At 26.8% G+C, this 18,057-nt stretch carries 16 protein-coding genes and 2 riboswitches; of the genes, 11 read left to right on the forward strand and 5 right to left on the reverse strand.

Annotated features, from left to right (window positions below):
- Positions 1-51: 51 nt before the first annotated feature.
- From IC758_RS08315 to IC758_RS08330, 4 genes are read left to right on the forward strand one after another with little or no spacing between them, the layout of a single operon-like run.
- Positions 52-1,128 (forward strand): HpcH/HpaI aldolase/citrate lyase family protein, encoded by a 1,077-nt coding sequence (locus tag IC758_RS08315; RefSeq protein WP_227836085.1) that lies wholly within the window; start codon positions 52-54, stop codon positions 1,126-1,128.
- Positions 1,106-2,344: a phosphoribosyltransferase family protein gene (locus IC758_RS08320; protein WP_227834550.1), complete on the forward strand. Its 1,239-nt coding sequence runs from the start codon at positions 1,106-1,108 to the stop codon at positions 2,342-2,344. Before IC758_RS08315 ends, IC758_RS08320 begins: the two co-directional genes overlap by 23 nt.
- 53 nt (positions 2,345-2,397) lie before the next feature.
- Positions 2,398-3,486, forward strand: a complete 1,089-nt coding sequence (locus IC758_RS08325) for a cysteine protease StiP family protein (protein WP_227834549.1) — start codon at positions 2,398-2,400, stop codon at positions 3,484-3,486.
- Between the two features lie 27 nt (positions 3,487-3,513).
- Positions 3,514-4,305 (forward strand): HAD family hydrolase, encoded by a 792-nt coding sequence (locus IC758_RS08330; RefSeq protein ID WP_227834548.1) that lies wholly within the window; start codon positions 3,514-3,516, stop codon positions 4,303-4,305.
- A 100-nt stretch (positions 4,306-4,405) separates the two neighbouring features.
- Here IC758_RS08330 and IC758_RS08335 read toward each other — a convergent pair whose 3' ends face one another.
- Positions 4,406-4,960, reverse strand: coding sequence for a cupin domain-containing protein (locus IC758_RS08335; protein WP_227433104.1), 555 nt, complete (start codon positions 4,958-4,960; stop codon positions 4,406-4,408).
- A 196-nt stretch (positions 4,961-5,156) separates the two neighbouring features.
- On the opposite strand from IC758_RS08335, the gene IC758_RS08340 reads away from it, so the two are divergent.
- From IC758_RS08340 to IC758_RS08365, 6 genes are all read left to right on the forward strand, one after another.
- On the forward strand, positions 5,157-6,359 hold the full coding sequence (locus IC758_RS08340) for a DUF819 domain-containing protein (protein ID WP_227834547.1): 1,203 nt from the start codon (positions 5,157-5,159) through the stop codon (positions 6,357-6,359).
- Between the two features lie 59 nt (positions 6,360-6,418).
- On the forward strand, positions 6,419-7,402 hold the full coding sequence (locus tag IC758_RS08345; RefSeq protein ID WP_227433108.1) for a dipeptidase: 984 nt from the start codon (positions 6,419-6,421) through the stop codon (positions 7,400-7,402).
- 242 nt (positions 7,403-7,644) lie between these two features.
- Positions 7,645-8,598 (forward strand): ABC transporter permease, encoded by a 954-nt coding sequence (locus IC758_RS08350; RefSeq protein WP_227823793.1) that lies wholly within the window; start codon positions 7,645-7,647, stop codon positions 8,596-8,598.
- Positions 8,588-9,544: an iron chelate uptake ABC transporter family permease subunit gene (locus IC758_RS08355; RefSeq protein WP_227482412.1), complete on the forward strand. Its 957-nt coding sequence runs from the start codon at positions 8,588-8,590 to the stop codon at positions 9,542-9,544. The genes IC758_RS08350 and IC758_RS08355 overlap by 11 nt, the downstream gene beginning before the upstream one ends.
- On the forward strand, positions 9,541-10,296 hold the full coding sequence (locus tag IC758_RS08360) for an ABC transporter ATP-binding protein (protein ID WP_227433112.1): 756 nt from the start codon (positions 9,541-9,543) through the stop codon (positions 10,294-10,296). Before IC758_RS08355 ends, IC758_RS08360 begins: the two co-directional genes overlap by 4 nt.
- Before the next feature lie 84 nt (positions 10,297-10,380).
- Positions 10,381-11,349: a siderophore ABC transporter substrate-binding protein gene (locus tag IC758_RS08365; RefSeq protein ID WP_227834546.1), complete on the forward strand. Its 969-nt coding sequence runs from the start codon at positions 10,381-10,383 to the stop codon at positions 11,347-11,349.
- A gap of 133 nt (positions 11,350-11,482) precedes the next feature.
- Here IC758_RS08365 and IC758_RS21215 read toward each other — a convergent pair whose 3' ends face one another.
- On the reverse strand, positions 11,483-11,698 hold the full coding sequence (locus IC758_RS21215; RefSeq protein ID WP_227824258.1) for a GntR family transcriptional regulator: 216 nt from the start codon (positions 11,696-11,698) through the stop codon (positions 11,483-11,485).
- A gap of 984 nt (positions 11,699-12,682) precedes the next feature.
- Between IC758_RS21215 and IC758_RS08375 the strand changes: the two genes are divergently transcribed.
- Positions 12,683-14,542, forward strand: coding sequence for a putative bifunctional diguanylate cyclase/phosphodiesterase (locus IC758_RS08375; RefSeq protein ID WP_227834545.1), 1,860 nt, complete (start codon positions 12,683-12,685; stop codon positions 14,540-14,542).
- Between the two features lie 298 nt (positions 14,543-14,840).
- Here IC758_RS08375 and IC758_RS08380 read toward each other — a convergent pair whose 3' ends face one another.
- The 3 genes from IC758_RS08380 to IC758_RS08390 form a co-directional block, all read right to left on the reverse strand.
- On the reverse strand, positions 14,841-15,440 hold the full coding sequence (locus IC758_RS08380; protein ID WP_227433117.1) for a TerD family protein: 600 nt from the start codon (positions 15,438-15,440) through the stop codon (positions 14,841-14,843).
- A gap of 102 nt (positions 15,441-15,542) precedes the next feature.
- Positions 15,543-16,340: a MetQ/NlpA family ABC transporter substrate-binding protein gene (locus IC758_RS08385; protein ID WP_227433118.1), complete on the reverse strand. Its 798-nt coding sequence runs from the start codon at positions 16,338-16,340 to the stop codon at positions 15,543-15,545.
- 113 nt (positions 16,341-16,453) lie between these two features.
- A riboswitch (SAM riboswitch) is annotated at positions 16,454-16,561 on the reverse strand.
- Positions 16,562-16,651: 90 nt separating this feature from the next.
- Positions 16,652-17,638, reverse strand: coding sequence for a lipoate--protein ligase (locus IC758_RS08390; RefSeq protein WP_227834544.1), 987 nt, complete (start codon positions 17,636-17,638; stop codon positions 16,652-16,654).
- A gap of 168 nt (positions 17,639-17,806) precedes the next feature.
- Positions 17,807-17,983, forward strand: a riboswitch (Lysine riboswitch).
- Positions 17,984-18,057 lie beyond the last annotated feature (74 nt).

Below are 18,057 nucleotides of genomic sequence, written 5' to 3' on the forward strand. Positions count from 1 at the left end.
GGCTAATTTTGATAAAGTTGGCCCTTTCTATGTATATGAGGAGGCCACACATTGAAATATTTCGATTATATCTGCAAAGAGGATTTAGAGAAAATTTTTTTGAAAGTGCCAGAAGACTTTAATGCCAATACTGAAAAAGATGTACTGAAATATGCACTAGGTGCTTTTTTATACGTTCCAGCGACTCAATATAACATGATTTATAAAAGTATTATAGGTGATGTTAAGGGAGTTAGACCATTAGCTATTTGTTTAGAAGATGCTGTTGGGGCAAATGGAGAATCTGAGGCTATAGAAAATCTTAAATTGATTTTGAAAAATATTAGCAATGAAAATATAACTAATAAAGATGGTATACCATTAATTTTTGTGAGAATAAAAGATGTAGAGCAATTGCTAAGAATTAAAGATATTATAATTAAAAACAATAATACAATAACAGGAATATTGATTCCTAAAGCAAATTCTGAGTTAATTGAAAACTGTATAGAAGTTTTGAATTCTATAGGTCTTCAAAATATGTATGTTATTCCAATAATAGAAACAAGAGAATTCATATATAAAGAAAACAAAGAATTAAGCTTCAGTAGTTTATATAATACTATTTTAAGATATAAATCAAGAATACTCAGTATTAGAATAGGTCTAACTGACATATTAGGTATGTATGGTATAAGAAGAAATAAAAATTTTTCTATATATAATAATTTAATTTGTTCTTCTTTTATATTAGATATAATTACATATCTTCAAAGACCAGAGATAGATATACCAATAAGTGGAGGTGTATCGGAATTTTTTGATATGACAAATGAAGAGATAAGAAATAAGTATATAGAAGAAATACTATTGGATAAATTTCATGGATTAGTTGGAAAGACAGTAATTCATCCAATGCAAATTCAAATTGTACAAGCTTTGTCTGCAGTATCATATGAAGATTTTACTGATGCTTTGGAGATACTTGATAGTACAAATAGTAAATATGGTGTGAGTAAAGGCATATTAGGTGAGAGAATGAATGAAACTAATCCTCATTTTTTATGGGCTAAAAAAACATTGATTTTATCTAAAATATATGGTGTATTAAATAAAGGAGTAGACTATGAAGAATTGCTTAAATTTTAATTGTGAGATTGACATTGTTGATAATCCATTGAACTTAGATTTAAATGATTTTTTAGATATAGGAATAAGAAATAACAGCAAAAGACGTTTTTTATTTATATCAAAAAAACTTGGAAAACATTTAGCTTGTAAGCCAAGTGAAATGGATAATTTAGGAAAACTAATGGCTACGATTTATAATAAAAAAAATAAGGTGGCATCAAATGGAACTGTAATAGCTTTTGCAGAAACTGGGACAGCCGTTGGGCATAGCTTTTTTGATTACTTATCTGGAAATTATGAATTTATTCATACCACTAGAGAGCAATTTGATGAGCTAGAAAATTTAGACTTTTTAGAAGAACATTCTCATGCAACAGACCAAAATTTATATTTTGAAATGCTAGACAACTTTAAATTTGGCGATGAAGTAATTTTGGTAGATGATGAAATTACTACAGCTAATACATGTATGAATATAATCAGAAAGATTCAAAGTATCTATCCTAAAAAAATATATACTATATGTTCTATACTTAATTGGGTAAGTGATGAAAATTTAAGAAGAATTAGTAGTCTAGAAATAGAACTTGGATGTAAAATAGAATTTGTGTATTTATTTAAAGGAGACTTTAATTTTGATATAAGTGAAGATATTGTTGCAAATTACAATGATAATTGCAATATTAGTAAATTGAGTATTATGAAGGATGATAAAATAAATTTAATAGTAAATCATATCAATGTTGATTTAGAAGATTATATTGGAAATAAAAAATATATAAGATATACAGGTAGGTTTGGAATTAACAAAAGAGAACAAATTAAATTAAAAGAAATTATAAAAAGAGAAAGTAAAAAAATAGTTATAGAAAGTAAAGAATCTTTAAAAAAGAAAGCAGAAAAGGTTCTATTTTTAGGCACTGAAGAATTTATGTATATACCTATGTTATTTGCAAAAGAAAAAGAAAATCAATGTGATATATACTATCATTCAACAACTAGAAGTCCAATAATTAATATTGATAAAAATAATTATCCTATTAGAAGTAAATTTAAATTAAAGAGTTTTTATAATTTAGATGTTCAAAATTACATTTACAACATAGACAGACATAATTTTTCTGAGTGTTATTTATTTGTTGAGTTAGATAAAAGTGAGAATTCTTATCTGGAATTTATTGATATAATTAAAAATACAAGTATAAAAAAATTGACTATAGTATGTTGTAGCTAAAATGTTTTATTGCGATAAAATATATCACAGTTTTAAGATAGGAGTTGAGTCATATGAGAGAATTTAGCACATATTCTAAAGATGATGTTATCTTTTTATTAAAAGATATATCAAATTTAATTGAAGAAGAAGGAAACAAAGAGAGAGAGTTAAAAATACAAAATGGTAGACATTATTCGGAAATGATACCAATAGAGTATGAGGTTAGCGAAGATTATCTGAAATTATATCATGATAAACTAGAAGAAAATAAGAATAAACTTGCATTTTCTATAGGTGTTATGTGTGAAAAGATAATTAAAAAAAATGGAAATGATGTTGTACTAGTTTCACTTGCTAGAGCAGGAACACCAATTGGTATTTTGGCAAAAAGATATCTAAAAAATAAGTATAGTTTAAATTTACCTCACTATACAATATCTATAATAAGAGATAAAGGAATAGATATGAATGCAGTTGAATATATAATAAATAGTCATCCAGATTCAAACATACAATTTTTAGATGGATGGACTGGCAAGGGAACAATATCAAGGGAGCTAGAAAAAGCATGTGATGAGCTTAAAATTAAATTTAAAAAGAATTTTGATTCAACACTTGCTGTATTAGCTGACCCTGCTGGATATTCTGGACTTTATGGAATTAGAGAAGACTTTTTAATACCAAGTGCATGTTTAAACTCAACTGTTTCTGGATTAGTGAGTAGAACTGTGCTAAGAGAAGATTTGATTGGTAAGGATGATTTTCATGGTGCTAAGTTTTATAGCCATTTAAAGGATAAAGATGAGTCTATAAATTATATAGAAACTATAGAAGCATGTTTCAAAAACCAATTTGAAAATATATCTGATGAAGTTGAAAAATGGAAAAGTGATATTATAACTAAAGATGGTTATTTTGATGTTTTAAATATAAAGAAAAAGTACGATATAAAAGATATCAACTTTATCAAGCCAGGGGTAGGAGAAACAACAAGAGTTTTACTTAGGAGAGTTCCATATAAGATACTTGTTAAAGACTTAAATGATAAATCTTTAGAGCATATATTTATTTTGGCAAAAGAAAAAAATGTTGAAGTTGAGAAAATAGATTTAAAAGCTTACAAGTGTTGTGGCATAATAAAGAATATGAAAGATGTTTAGAAAATATATTTGACAGGAGAATGCTGAATGATTGTTTTTTCAGACTTAGACAGGAGTATTATTTACTCTGATAAATTTTTAAATACTAATAAGAGATACAACAATATAGAAATCTATAAAGAGAAAGAAATCTCTTATATATCTTTAAATACTATAAATTTAATAAAACAAATACAGTACTATGGTATGTTTGTACCAACTACTACTAGAACAATAGAGCAGTTTAAGCGTATAGAATTTAATAAATATGGTATTTACTTTCCATGGAGTATAACTTCAAATGGAGGAGTTATACTTAAAGATAATGAAATATTGAAATCATGGAGTGAAAAGATAGACAAATTAAAATCTGACTATGAGCCTATTGAAAGCATGGTAGATAAATTTAAAATTTATTTGAATGTAGAAGGAATAACTAATTTTAAAGTTGCAGAGGATACATTTTTTTATATAGTTGTAGATTTTAAAAAATTTAATTTAGATTCAATTAGGGAGTATATAAATATATTAGAATCAAAAAATTGGAGATTGTATGTGAGTGGTAGAAAAATTTATTTTATACCAAAAGAAATCTCAAAAGAAAATGCCATAGAATATTTAACCAAAGAATTAGGAATAGAAAGTTTTTATGCAATTGGGGATTCTATTATGGATTATGGGATGCTCGATATTTCAAATAAAGCTTATGTATTGAAGCATGGTGATATAAATAAAAATGAAATAAAAAACACATTTATATCAAGTAAATTTGATGGAATGAGTGGAACTGAGGAAATATTATCTGAAATTTTAGATGAAAGTTGTCTACTCAATATATAACCAATAAACTAGAAAAGTCTGAAATAAATTAGGATAAAATTTATCATACTAATTTATTTCAGATTTTTATTAATTTATATTTAAACAAGAGCTGCATATATTAAAATGAAGGTGGAGTCATTGCCCAGACGGAAATACATTCATCATCATCACAGTTTTCATATATATGTGGTATAGTGCTGTTAAAATAAAAACTGTCACCCTCCTCTAATATATACTCTTTATTACCAAGTGTTATTTTCATTTTTCCTTTTATTATGTATCCGCATTCCTCTCCTTCATGTGTAACAAATTCATTACTTTTTTTTGTATGTCCATTTAATGTAACAAGTATAAATTCTATTTTTTTTCCAATTAAATTAGGAACAAGAAGCTCGTAAAATTTTGTAGAATCGTTAGTTACTATTTTCTTTCGATTGTTTTTCTTTACTACTATATTAGAATTATCCTTCCCAATATCATCAAAAAAATAACCTATGTTTACATCAAGCGTTTTTGATATTTTCCACATTGCTATAATTGATGGAACAACCATATTACGTTCAATTTGACTTATTAAACCTGTACTTAAACCAGACTCTTTTGCTAAGGTAGCTATACTTATATTTTTAGATTTTCTAAGAGCTCTAATTTTGCTTCCAACATCTATGTCCATTAGATAAAAACCCCCTCAAACATGATTATAACATATATAGTTTTCAAAATTAATAAAATAAAATAAAAGTTATATAATGCATGTATTTACATCGTTATATTGAATTTTCTGAAAAGATGAATTATAATAGTATTAATATTCAATATATTGAATATTAATACTGATATTTTAATTTAATGAAATGGAGGCGGTTGAGATGAAGAGTTTTGTAAGTCCTGATAATATTTGGGTATTGTGGGCAATTGTAACTGGATGGGCAGCATTTAGTATTTATTTAGAGCAAAAGTATAGTTGGGCATCAAAAATATCAGGAGCAATAATAGCTCTTGTAGGAGCAATGTTATTATCAAATCTAAATATTATACCAGTAGAGTCTGTTGTATATGACCAAGTCTGGGGTTATGTTGTCCCTTTAGCCATAGCTTTGTTGTTATATCAATGTAATATCAAAAAGATATGGAAAGAGAGTGGAAGATTACTTGTAATATTTCTTGTAGGTTCTATAGGAACTGTACTTGGAGCTATGATTGGATTCTTGGCATTAAAAAATGCAGTACCAGATTTAAATATTGTTGCAGCTATGATGACAGGTTCTTATATAGGTGGAAATGTAAACTTTGCAGCTATGTCAGGAGCATTTGATGCACCTGGAGAATTGGTATCAGCAACTGTTGTAGCAGATAATCTTTTGATGGCATTATATTTCTTTGTTTTAATAGCTATCCCATCTATTGGATTTTTTAGAAAACATTTTAAACATCCACATGTAGATGAGATGGAAAGCATAGGTGTAAATGAAGGCGAAACAATAGCAGCAAATTATTGGGGAAGAAAAGAAATATCTTTAAAAGATATAGCAATAGCCATTGGTAGTGCTTTTATAATAGTTGCAGTATCAGTAGAATTGTCAGGTTGGTTTAAAGCTATAATACCAACATCAAATCCATTTTTAGCAATGTTAAATACTTTATTTGGCAATCAATATCTAATAATAACTACTTTAACTATGATGTTTGCTACCTTTATGCCTAATTTCTTTAGTGATATAAAAGGAGCGCAAGAGCTGGGCACATTTTTAATCTACATTTTCTTTGTTGTAGTAGGTGTTCCTGCTTCAATCCCATTAATAATTCAAAAATCACCATTATTACTTTTATATTGTGGAATAATGGTACTTATAAACATGCTAGTTACATTTACAGTTGCCAAAATATTTAAGTTTAGCTTGGAAGAAGCTATTCTTGCATCTAATGCAAATATTGGTGGACCTACAACAGCAGCAGCTATGGCAATATCAAAAGGGTGGTCTAAGTTAGTAGGGCCAATACTTATAGTTGGAACATTTGGTTATATAGTTGGTAATTATTTTGGTCTTTTGGTAGGAAATATTTTAATATAAGTTTTGTAAAGAGTGAAAAACAAACGTTTGAAAAAGATTTTATTTAATTGGAGGTTGTCATGATTTTTGATGGACATTCAGATACTTGGTCAGATGTAACGATAAGAAGAATTAATGGAGAGAAAGATGTATTTAGAAGAATCCATCTTGAAAATTTTAAAAAAGCAAACATTGAAGGGGCTATTTTTGTAATATGGATAGACCCACCATATGATAAAAAGCCTGAAAAGAGAGTTAAGCAGATAATAGAATGTGTAAAAGAAGAAATTGAAGATATGAAGGATATTGTAAACATAGTAAAAAAATATTCTGATATAAATAAAGGTCTAAATGAGAATAAAATAAATATTTTAATTGGTCTTGAAGGTTTAAGCCATGTTGGAAAAAATTTAGACTTAATCGAATATTATTATAAAGAAGTTGGAGCTAGACATGCATCATTAACTTGGAATGAGCAGAATGAACTTGCTACAGGGTGTTTAGGAGATGAAAACAGAGGCTTAACTGCAATAGGAAAAAAAGCAGTAGATAAGTTAGAACAATTAGGTATGCTAATAGATGTATCACATCTAAATGAAAAATCATTTTGGGATTTGATGTCAGTTGTAAGTAAACCAGTTATAGCATCTCATTCTAATGTTAAGAATCTATGTGATGTAAAAAGAAATCTTACAGATAATCAATTAAAAGAAATTTCAAAAACAGGTGGATTAGTGGGAATAAATAGCTTTAGAGCATTTACCAATATTAATCCTAAGAAGCAAGATTTAATACATTTAGTTGACCATATAGATTATATGGTGAATCTTATAGGTATAGAGCATGTATCTTTTGGTTTTGATTTTAGCGATTATCTAGGAGAAGAGACTATAGGTTCTTTTACTGAAGAAAATTCCAAAAATCCAAGTGTAGATGGGCTTAAAAGTACATATGAAGCTAAGAATATAATAGTAGAGCTTGAAAAAAGAGGATATAAAAAAAGTGATATAAATCTAATATCTAGTGGAAACTTTTATAGAGTGTTTAAAGAGATACTAAAGTAAGATAGTAATTAAATTAGGTGTAGAAAATACTATATTTAATAAGAAGCATTCATATATATAGATTTATATATGAGATATGGGTTAGATTAAATTTAAATGTTACTAGAATTTTTAATTCTAGTAACATTTTTTATATAAAAAAACAAATATATATACATATTGACAATGATAATTATTATTGATAAAATGTAAAAAGAAATGATAATAATTATCATTTTTAGTAAAAAAATTAAGGAGGGAGAATGAAAAAGAGATATTTAATTATAGGAATAATAATTTTATCTTATTTTTCCTTATTTATAGGAGCAGAAGATATAAACATAATGCATATATTTGCAAAAAATCAGCATAAACTTATGATATTTGTCATGAGTAGAATACCAAGATTAATAAGTATATTAATTGCAGGTATAGGAATGAGTATAGCAGGCCTTATAATGCAACAGATAAGTAAAAATAAATTTGTATCGCCTACTACAGGAGCAACAATAGATGCGGCTCAATTTGGTATAGTAATTTGTATGCTTTTAATACCAAGTGCATCGATTTTCACGAAGACCATAATAGCATTTATATTTTCTCTTATAGGAACATTTATGTTCATGAAAATAATAAGGAAGTTACAGTTTAAAAGTATAATATTCGTGCCATTAGTAGGTATAATGTTTGGAAATATAATAGGTTCTATGACTGATTTTATTTCATATAAATATGATTTGAGTCAAAATGTAAGTTCTTGGATGCAAGGTGACTTTTCTATGATACTTAAAGGAAATTATGAAATATTATACATAACAATACCTCTCATAATAGTAGCATATATTTATGCAAATAGATTTACTGTTGTTGGGATGGGGATGGATTTTGCAACTAACCTAGGTCTAAGTTATAAAAAAGTCGTTAATGTAGGTTTAATAATAGTAGCTCTTGTTACAGTATGTGTAGTTGTTACTGCTGGTAATATACCTTTTATAGGTCTAATAGTTCCTAATATTGTATCTTTGTATATGGGTGACAATATAAGAGATAGTATATGGCATACGGGATTATTTGGGGCACTATTTGTACTTATATGTGATATTTTTGGAAGGCTTATCATTTATCCATATGAAATATCTATAGGGCTTACAGTTGGTGTTATAGGAAGTATACTATTCCTTTACTTAATACTAAGGAGGAATATAAATGAAGCTTAGTCTTAATAAAAAAATTTACTTAGTGACTGCATTACTCTTGATATCAATGGTACTTTTTTTAACCTATGGAATAGATATGAATAATCTAGATTATGCATTATCACAAAGAATACCAAAAATACTTGCAATGATACTTGGAGGAGGATGTATAGCATTTACTACAGTAGTATTTCAAACAATTACTAACAATCAGATATTAACACCAAGTGTGCTAGGGTTAGATTCCTTATATGTAATGATTCAAACTATAATAGTATTTATATTTGGAGCAACCAGTAATCTCATTACAAATGAAAATTATAATTTTATCATTAATGTTACTATAATGATTGTAGCTTCAATGTTATTGTATAGAGCATTGTTTGAAAGAAAAGAAAATAATATTTTCTTTTTAATCCTAGTAGGAATGGTATTTGGAACTCTATTTAAAAGTGCAACAACATTTATTCAAGTAATGATAGACCCTAATGAATTTCTAGCACTACAAACTAGCATAATGGCTAGTCTAAATAATATAAATACAAATGTATTGTTAATTGCATTTATAATAGTTATTGCAACAATACCTTTTATATATGATGATATAAAATATTTAGATGTACTATCATTAGGTAGAGAGCAAGCAATTAATTTAGGTGTAGATTTTGATAAAGTAGTAAAAAAAATGATAATCCTAATAGCAATTTTAGTTTCAGTATCAACAGCACTTATTGGACCTATGACATTTTTAGGTCTTTTACTAGCCAACATAGCTAGAGAAGTTTTTAAAACATATAAACATACCTATTTAATTTTAGGTTCTATATTGCTAGGAATGATTACGTTAATAATAGGTCAATTTTTTATACAACATATATTCAAATTTGATACAACATTAAGTGTAGTAATAAATTTTATAGGAGGAATTTACTTTATCCAATTATTATTAAAGGGGGCAAATAGATGATAGAAATAAAAAATATATTTAAAAAATATAAAAATAAAAATGTTGTAGATAATGTTTCTTTTAATATAGAAAAAGGAAAAATAACATCTTTTATAGGTCCAAATGGGGCTGGTAAAAGCACTGTGTTATCAATAGTAACAAGACTTATAGGAGGTGATAGTGGAGAAGTATTGATAGAAGGAAAAAGCTTGAGTTCTTACAACAATAAAGAACTTGCAAAAAAAATAGCTATACTTAAACAATCTAATAATATAACTTTAAAACTCACAATAAGAGAATTAGTTGGCTTTGGAAGATTTCCATACAGTGAAGGAAATTTAACTCAAGAGGATGAAAAATATATTAATGAAGCAATAGAGTATATGAAATTAACTGATATACAAGACAAATATTTGGATGAATTAAGTGGAGGTCAAAGACAAAGAGCTTATATAGCAATGGTAATAGCCCAAAATACGGAGTACATATTACTTGATGAACCACTTAACAATTTGGATATGAATCATTCAGTACAAATGATGAAGGTACTTAGAAGTCTTTGTGATGAGTTAGGTAAGACTATAGTGTTGGTCATGCATGATATAAATTTTGCTTCATGCTATTCAGATAATATAGTTGCACTTAAAAATGGAAAAATTGAAAAGGTAGGTCGTACAGATGAAATAGTTAATGAAAAAGTTTTAGGAGATATTTACGAAATGAACTTTGACATTAAGCATATAAATGGAAATAGAATATGTGTTTATTTTTAAAACACTATAGATAAAAATCTATGAATTTTCTAATCAAAATTTAAACTAAGACAAGTATTAATAAAAAATGAGGGAGACATTAAGATGAATAAAAAAGCAGCAATAATAGCAACCGTGGCTATAGTAGGATTAGTAGCAGTATTTGCATTAGGTGGGAGTAAAAAAAGTGATAAGAAAACATTAGATGCTTCAAATGCTACTATAAAAATAACTCATAGCTTAGGAGAAACAGATGTAAAGTTGAAGCCTAAAAAAGTAGTAGTATTTGATTATTCAGCACTAGATACAATGGATGCACTAGGTGTAAGTGAGAGTTTAGTAGGACTTCCAAAATCAAGCTTACCAGTATCTTTAGAAAAGTATAAAGATGAAAAATATGCAGATTTAGGTGGATTAAAAGAACCAGATTTAGAAAGTATAAAATCAACAAATCCAGATTTAATCATAATAAATGGAAGACAAGAAGATTTTTATGAGCAATTATCTAAGATTGCACCAACAATAAGTACAAGTAAAGATGATAAGAAGTATTTAGAATCTGTCAAAAATAATATAAATAAAATAGCTAAAATATTTGGAGTAGAAGAGAAGGCTAATCAAGAATTTGTTAAAATTGAAAAGAAAATAGAAGTTTTAAATAAAAAAGTAACAGAAAAAGACTTAAATGCTTTAACTCTTATGGTAAATGAGGGGAATTTAAGTGTATTTGGTGAAGAGTCTAGATTTAGCATATTATATAATAGTTTTGGATTTAAGAATAAAGATAAAAATATAAAGGAATCAAGTCATGGTCAAAATATTACTTTTGAATATGTAGCTAAACAAAATCCAGATATTATGTTTGTTATAGATAGAGGTATAGCTACTGGTAGTGATGTGAAAGCTGGTTTAACAGCTAAATCTGTTCTAAACAATGACGTAATAAAGTCTATGGATGCTTATAAAAATGATAATATAATATACTTAGATGCACCAACATGGTATGTAAATGATGGTGGTCTTACATCTTTAAATAAGATGATAGATGATGCTTCAAAAGCAGTTAATAAGTAAGTCTATTTTTTATGGCAAATGTGTTTTATATAATGATTATGTAATCAGCCACCTTAAAGTGGCTGATTTTTTTTGATTTAAATACTTCTGTGGACGAGTTTTGTAGACTTGTATAAATCTATAACAGTTTCCTTTATTGCTGAAAAGTAATTAATTGAATACTTTTTTGAATTTCTTCATCTTGTTCAGAGATGATAATAGAAGTTAGTTTAACTCTAATTGAAATATAGCCAGCATCTTGTATTTTTGATAGAGCAGTACGAGCTGTTTGTGGTGCAACTCTAAATTGCTTGCAAATTGTTTCAATAGATGGTAGAGTTTGCCCTTTTTTATAATGTCCAAATAATATACTCTATACATAGTATTCATAAATTAAATAATACAAGCCATATTCGTGTTTCAAAGTATTTACACTTCCTATTATTATACAACTTATTTGATGAATCTTATTTTATCATTCTATGTTTAAGGTTTAAGAAAACTAGCTAGAACTTGCGGTTTATTAGTTATTTTGATACAATTAATCTAATACATACATGAACAAGGTTATGTTATTATATTAATAATTCAATGGATATATATTTATTATATAATCTCTCAGGAGTGGTTTAAATATTAAAATAAAATCTTCTAAAAAAACGTTTTTCTATTTTTGTTACTAATTATTGATTTTATCCGTATAAAACCTCCAGCATATGCACTAAAGAAAGAATGTAGAAATTGATTAAACAGACCCTTATTTCTCAACTAGTTTACATAAAAAATACTTTGCACAACAAAACTTGAAAAACATTTACAAGTGTATGGACTTATGAGTGATTATTTTATTAAGTATGATTATAAAAAACACATTGATATTTTCAATACCACCTACAAAGGAGAATGAACAACCTAGATTAATAACAATGAAAAAAAGGAAAAAGGTCACGATAGATTTTAGATTGCAGATTTTGAATAAAAATAAACAAACATTAAACTTGCAATAGCTATTATGATTATAGTATTTATATAGGTTCTAAAGTTTGTTAACAGAAACTAAACCTAGACCTATTGGAAAATTTGAAAAAATGATGATTTACAAAAATATGCAATGTCAAAAATAAACTATGTAGAATAAAATCTTCTATATTTTAAGTAATAAGAGAGTTTTATTAAGGTTTAATACACGTTATTTGAGAAAATGATTATACAATATTTTACTAAGTTGGTTATTAAAAATGTTTAGAAAATTTATTGAAGAAATCATATTAATTATTTATAACATATAAAAACCTAGTTAGCATAATTGTAGAATATCTGATAAACGTGAAAACATAGGGGATAGAGGTATTTTATGAAGAGATTTTTAAAGATAACTATCTTAGTTTTATTTGTTTTATTAATTTCTATAAGTTACATTTCTGTTCAATTAATTCACAACATTGGAGATTATGGAAAGTTGATTAATTATGTTGGTATTGTTCGTGGAGCGAGTCAACGTCTAACTAAATTAGAAATGAATTTTCAACCAAATGATGAACTAGTAGAATATATCGATGAAATTTTACATGAATTAAATACAGGACATGGAAAATATGGTCTAGTAGTCACTGATTGTAAAAAATATAACGAGTATTTATCTTTATTAGAAAGAAAATGGGAAAATTTAAATATTGAAATTAAAAAAGTAAGGATGGAAGAAGATAGTAGTCAGTTACTACAAACAAGTGAAGAATTTTTTAAGATTGCAAATGACACAGTATTTGAGATAGAACATTATTCGAAAGAAAAAAGCGATTACTTAATGACTTTAATAATTATAATATCAATTGTAGGTATAGTAGCATGGATTATATTGATTATGCAGTACAATAGAAGATTAATTAGACTTGAAAAATTAAATGTAGATTTAAAAAATATTGCATATAAAGATGAACTTACAGGAGCAAATACTATAGACAAGTTTAAGTTGGATGCAGAACAGTATATTTATAAACATAAAGACAAGAAATTTGCTATATTTTATATCGATTTTGAAAATTTTAAGTATATCAATGATATATTTGGATACGATTATGGGGACATGATATTAAAACGCTATTCTAATTTCATGATGGATGATATTGGAAAATATGAAACATTTGCAAGAGAGATTGCAGATAGATTTGTTGCATTAAGATGTTATGTAGATAAGGAAGCTTTACTAAGAAGACAACAAATTGTAGATGATAAGTTGATTAACATTACAGATGAAATTAAAAATAAATATAGTATTACTATTGTCAGTGGAATTTGTTGTATTGAAGATGTGAATGAAAAATTAAATATAGATGACTTGATAAATCGTGCAAATTTTGCACAAAAGACTGTCAAGAATAAACCTGGTACTAAGTATGCTTTCTATAATGAAAATATTCGCAAAAAAATGATTGAAGAAAATACCATTAAGAGTAGAATACATGAAGCACTCGATAGAAGAGAATTTGTTGTTTATTTTCAACCTAAAGTTAATTTACATAATCAAAAAATAGATTGTGCAGAAGCTTTAGTACGTTGGATGACACCAGACAAATGTGTGATATCTCCAGCGATATTTATTCCAATATTAGAAAAGGAATTTTTTATTAGCTTAGTAGACCAATATGTATTTGAAGAGGTATGCAGATGGATTAGAAAGAGATTAGATGAAAATGAACAAGTTGTTCCCATCTCAGTTAATGTTTCTAAGATTCAATTTTATAATGCTAAGTTTGTAGAAACTTATTCGCGTATACAAAATAAATATAATATACCTAAAAATACTATAGAAATTGAATTTACAGAAAGTGTTGCTTTTGAAAATCAAGAGCATCTTTTAGAAATTGTACATGACCTACATGAAAGTGGCTTTACTTGTTCTTTGGATGATTTTGGAAAAGGATACTCGTCTCTAAGTGTTTTGAAGGATTTACCATTTGATGTTTTAAAGCTTGACTCAATGTTTTTTAAAGAAAGTTTAAATAAAGAAAAAGAGAAGATAGTAATAAAAAATATTATACATATGATAAAAGAGTTAAATATTATAACTGTTGCTGAAGGTATTGAATATAAAGAACAGGTTGAGTTTCTTAAAGAGATTGGGTGTGATTTGGTTCAAGGGTTTGTCTTTTATAAACCAATGCCAATATTAGACTTTGAAAAAATATTAGATGAAGAAACTGTTTATAGTTTATAATAGTTAAAGTATATTTTAATATATACTAATCTAATAAAGTGCTTATAATATAAGTGCTTTATTAATTTTGTTAAATATTTAAAATGTACAGTGATACAAATATTGAGAATAACATCAATACATAATATACAATTTTATTTAAATAATTACATGAAAACTATAAATTCTTATAAGGTTTTATGTGAGGTGTAAATAATATAAAGTTATGTTTTAGAGAAGATGAACTTATTGATAGTGTTGATAGTGAATACATAAATAAAGACTATAAGTAGATTTACTTATAGTCTCTTAAACATTGTTATTTTTTCCCTGCAACCCATTTTAAGCCCCAGTTAAATTCATTATCCATTTCTCTATGTCCTTTAAAGTATTTAACTACTTTTTCAACACTAAATGTTTCATCATTTACATTTTCTATTAATGCTATTGAACACATATTATAGCCATTTTTATGCTCATCAAGCTTAACCACTAAATCAGAATCTTGTTTTTGTTTAATAGTTACAACTCCGTCAGCTTCTGACCAATTAGCCACACCTTCATAAATAAAAGCATAAATCAATATTCTTTTTATTTCTTTTATCTTGTTACCATTGATTCTTATATTTTCGCCTTGTGTATTGCTTCCTGTTCGGTCATCTCCATCTAGTTGAGCAAAAGGAGGATGTTCTAAATTGCCAAAGGAATTGCCTAACGCTTGAACAGCACCTTTTACACCATTTTTCATTTCAAACAAGCAACCTAAATCTAAATCTATATTACTATTTCTTAGAGCTCCAAAAAAGCCCTTTTTTTGTACTTTTTGATTCCAATTTAGATTAACTAAAATCTCACCTAAATCGGTATTTTCTTTTTTTGTAAGATTTATTTTTTGTCCTTTTTTCAATTCTATAGCCATAGTAATCTTCCTCCACAAACATAGATTTACTTAAATGGTAGCACTTAACAAGTCAATATTCAACAAGATTACAATAATAATATTAAAATTATACTAATTCTACTAAAAAACAGGAATTACAATTCCTTTGTATTTTTCTTCAATTAAGTTTCTTGCTTTATCTGATGTAAGAACTTCTTGTAGAACTTTAATTTTTTCACTATCTTTATCTTCACTTCTAAATGCTAAAAGATTAGCATATTCATCATTTACCGGTGCTGTGTAGATTCCATTTTTCTTAGCATCAAGACCAGCAGGTACTGCGTAAGTAGTGTCTATAAATGCAGCAGTTACATCTGGAAGAGAAGATGGTATTTGAGCAATATCTAATTCTTTGAATTGTATGCCCTTTGGATTTTCAATTATATCTTTAGGACTAACTAAATTATTTTCTTTAGGTAAAGTTAAAAGTCCTATACTTTCAAGATATCTAAGGTCTTTAGAACAAGAAGATGGATTGTTGCTTATTGCAATTGTATCTCCCTTTTTAAATTCATCAACAGATTTTATTTTGTAAGAGTAAAGTATCGCTGGGCATACATATAGTTTAGTTCCTGCCATTATTTTATAACCTTTAGCTTTAACAGCTTCTTTTAGATAAGGTTCATGTTGAAATAGATTTGCATCAATTTCGCCATTATTTAAAGCTTCATTTGGAAGTATGTAATCGTCAAAGTTCTTAACTTCTAAAGTATAACCTTTTTCTTCAATCAGTGGTTTTAGTTCCTCTAACAACTCTCCACCTGGAACTAAAGTAGCACCAACAACAATTTTTTTATCGTCTTTAGATTTTGAACATCCAACTACAGATAAAGTAAATACTAGACATAATAACAAGCTTAATAATTTTTTGAATTTCATAAAAATTCCCTCCTGAATATAATTGATTAGTTAAAAATAAAATACCCTCTTTTTATCACATCGTGAAAATAAAATAAGCCTGAGTGTAAACTCAGGCTTTAAAAGCTAATTTAAACTCATCTTTCAGTACAATACTGCAGGATTTAGCACCAATGTATATTAAAAAATATACTGGTTGCTGGGTTTCACAGGGCCAGTCCCTTCACCACTCTGGATAAGAAGTATTAATTTTTAATTATGTTATACATATTAGCATGATTTTTTGTATCTGTAAACATAATTTTATAAATATTTTAAAGTTTTTGTTATTTCTATTTAACACCCAAAATTCCAGAAACTAAAATATTAGTATCAGCACCCAAGAAATAGTCATTTATTTCAATATCATCTAAAATAGCTCTCAATGAATTCTCCTCATGCTTTGTACCAATAAGTTTATCTTCTACAAAAGATACATCACACTTCCCAAAGAAATCTCCAAAAAACTTTATACTAGTTATTATACCTTTATCAACATTTAAATTAAATTCTACATTTCCACCAGCATATTTTAATTCATTTGAAAGAGAGTATTTTGGTGAATTACCAAAATTCCAATCCCAAGTTTCATATTTTGATTTAGTAAGTTTTTCTATTTCTTCTATGTCATATTTACTTAGAGAGTAATTTGTATTACCAGTATTTGTTGAAGAAAGATAATTCATTATAGCATCTTTAAACTCAAGTATATCCATATCAGACTGTAAATGTTCGCTTATATTGGTTACACGAGACTTTACAGATTTTATGCCTTTACCTTCAAACTTTATGGGTTTTACTTTTAGTGCATTTGAAAGGTCATTTATTTCAGATGAAAATAAAAGTGTCCCATGATGCATCACTTTATTTTTATAGTTATGTTGAGCATTTCCAGAGAATTTTTTACCTTCTATAAGAAGGTCATTTCTTCCAGAAAACTCAGCATTGACATCTAAGGTTTTAAGCAAGTCTATTATTGGTTGAGTGAATCTTCTGAAATCACTAAAGCTATTATTATTACAAGCTATAAATGTAAAGTTTATATTTCCTAAATCATGAAATACAGCTCCTCCACCAGATTGTCTTCTAACAACTGGTATTGAATGTTCTTTTATATATTCTAAGTTTATTTCAGAAAGTGTATTTTGATTTTTTCCAACGATTATAGAAGGTTCATTTCTCCATAAAATAAATAAATCTTCGTCAAAGTTTTTAAGTAGATATTCTTCCATTGCTAAATTAAAATAAGGGTTTGTTTTTTCATTGTAAATTAATAACATTAAAGTAATTCCTCCATATAATTGATAAAATTTTTTTAGCTGATTTTAGTACAATTATTTTTATAATTCGACAATAATATAAAAAATCCTTTAAAGTAAAATTTTTAAAACTTCCTTGCAAATTTTAAATAAATAATATATACTCAAAATATATTTAATAAAAGTGAATAAAAGGGTAGAGGCGCAATAATCTATCAGTACCAATAAGGAGTTAAGCACAAAGAATTATTGGGAAAGGGGATATTGCCGAAGTTTTATAATCGATGCTTTAAGATTATATTGCTGGGGGTACATAAAATATATGTACAACTGTCACAGGTTTATTTGTGGTGAGCTATCATTTAAGGAATTATATTATATTTGTTTTTAGTATTATCAATGTATTGTAATGTTTAAGCCTTGAGTGTTTACCACTCAAG

This window comes from Clostridioides sp. ES-W-0016-02, assembly GCF_020641035.1.
GTDB lineage: Bacteria > Bacillota > Clostridia > Peptostreptococcales > Peptostreptococcaceae > Clostridioides.

Coding starts and splice junctions, on each gene's coding strand:
- IC758_RS08340 (WP_227834547.1), top strand. CDS start 5,157: ATGAAGAGTTTTGTAAGTCCTGATAATATTTGGGTATTGTGGGCAATT.
- IC758_RS08325 (WP_227834549.1), top strand. CDS start 2,398: ATGAGAGAATTTAGCACATATTCTAAAGATGATGTTATCTTTTTATTA.
- IC758_RS08375 (WP_227834545.1), top strand. CDS start 12,683: ATGAAGAGATTTTTAAAGATAACTATCTTAGTTTTATTTGTTTTATTA.
- IC758_RS08360 (WP_227433112.1), top strand. CDS start 9,541: ATGATAGAAATAAAAAATATATTTAAAAAATATAAAAATAAAAATGTT.
- IC758_RS08385 (WP_227433118.1), bottom strand. CDS start 16,340: ATGAAATTCAAAAAATTATTAAGCTTGTTATTATGTCTAGTATTTACT.
- IC758_RS08335 (WP_227433104.1), bottom strand. CDS start 4,960: ATGGACATAGATGTTGGAAGCAAAATTAGAGCTCTTAGAAAATCTAAA.
- IC758_RS08320 (WP_227834550.1), top strand. CDS start 1,106: ATGAAGAATTGCTTAAATTTTAATTGTGAGATTGACATTGTTGATAAT.
- IC758_RS08350 (WP_227823793.1), top strand. CDS start 7,645: ATGAAAAAGAGATATTTAATTATAGGAATAATAATTTTATCTTATTTT.
- IC758_RS08365 (WP_227834546.1), top strand. CDS start 10,381: ATGAATAAAAAAGCAGCAATAATAGCAACCGTGGCTATAGTAGGATTA.
- IC758_RS08390 (WP_227834544.1), bottom strand. CDS start 17,638: ATGTTATTAATTTACAATGAAAAAACAAACCCTTATTTTAATTTAGCA.
- IC758_RS08330 (WP_227834548.1), top strand. CDS start 3,514: ATGATTGTTTTTTCAGACTTAGACAGGAGTATTATTTACTCTGATAAA.
- IC758_RS08355 (WP_227482412.1), top strand. CDS start 8,588: ATGAAGCTTAGTCTTAATAAAAAAATTTACTTAGTGACTGCATTACTC.
- IC758_RS08345 (WP_227433108.1), top strand. CDS start 6,419: ATGATTTTTGATGGACATTCAGATACTTGGTCAGATGTAACGATAAGA.
- IC758_RS08380 (WP_227433117.1), bottom strand. CDS start 15,440: ATGGCTATAGAATTGAAAAAAGGACAAAAAATAAATCTTACAAAAAAA.